1 protein-coding gene is annotated in these 875 nt (G+C 35.5%); it reads left to right on the top strand.

The genetic code is table 11. The features are described from left to right. Positions 1 to 194 precede the first annotated feature (194 nt). Positions 195 to 602 (top strand): GxxExxY protein, encoded by a 408-nt coding sequence (locus HMPREF2983_RS05850; RefSeq protein WP_070667352.1) that lies wholly within the window; start codon positions 195 to 197, stop codon positions 600 to 602. Positions 603 to 875: the final 273 nt, after the last annotated feature.

Below are 875 nucleotides of genomic sequence, written 5' to 3'. Positions count from 1 at the left end.
GCCCTCCAATAATCCTTATATCTTCTATAATATTTTTGGATATTCTCGGATGTCACCTGCGACGAGGAGAGCTAAAATGCAAGAAGAAAGTAGATAACGAGCATAAATCTAAAAGGATTAATGGAAATAAATACATGTACATATAATTTATTTCAAAGAATTACGTTCAAAGAGTAAACCAATAATCTTTTATCATGAACATCGTAGAATACAAAGAATTATCTAAGAAAATCATTGGTGATGCATTCTCTGTCTATAATGAATATAAAGGAGGATTACTGGAATCTGCATATCAGGCAGCATTCGTCTATTTACTCCGAAAGGATGGTTTTAAAGTCGAAGAACAGAAAGAACTACCTTTATTCTTTAGAGACGTCAGACTGTCTAAGACATATCGCATGGATATTGTTATCAATAATCAAATCATTTTAGAGTTAAAAGCGGTAGAAGAAATAAGGAAAGAGCATAGATTACAATTATTTCATTACATGCGCTTGACTCATATTCCGATTGGATTATTGATAAATTTCAGTTACAGTGATGGTGTACATTTTGAGAAATATCATTTTGATGAAACAGAGAACAGATGCAAGGCTTTCTGAATTATTAATGAAGTGATGTCCCCTAACCGTATTACAGTATATCTTATGATGAACTATCCCGAAGTCTCTCCAAGTAGGGGAGCACGAGCTTGGAGTATTTTCTTAAGAAACAAAATGAATTAATTTACAGGCTAATAACCTTTATATCTTCTGAAATATTCTTGGATATTCTTAGATGCCGCTTGCGATGAGGAGGCCTAAACTGCAAGGAGAAGCACTCCTAATGGAAACCTCCCCCGGCCCCTCCCAAGGAGGGGAGCACGAGCTTGGAGC

Source organism: Prevotella sp. HMSC077E09 (assembly GCF_001814685.1).
In the GTDB taxonomy this organism is placed as follows: Bacteria; Bacteroidota; Bacteroidia; order Bacteroidales; family Bacteroidaceae; genus Prevotella; species Prevotella oris.
Note: the sequence above shows the minus strand (reverse complement) of the source record. Positions and strands in the feature narration are given on the sequence as shown.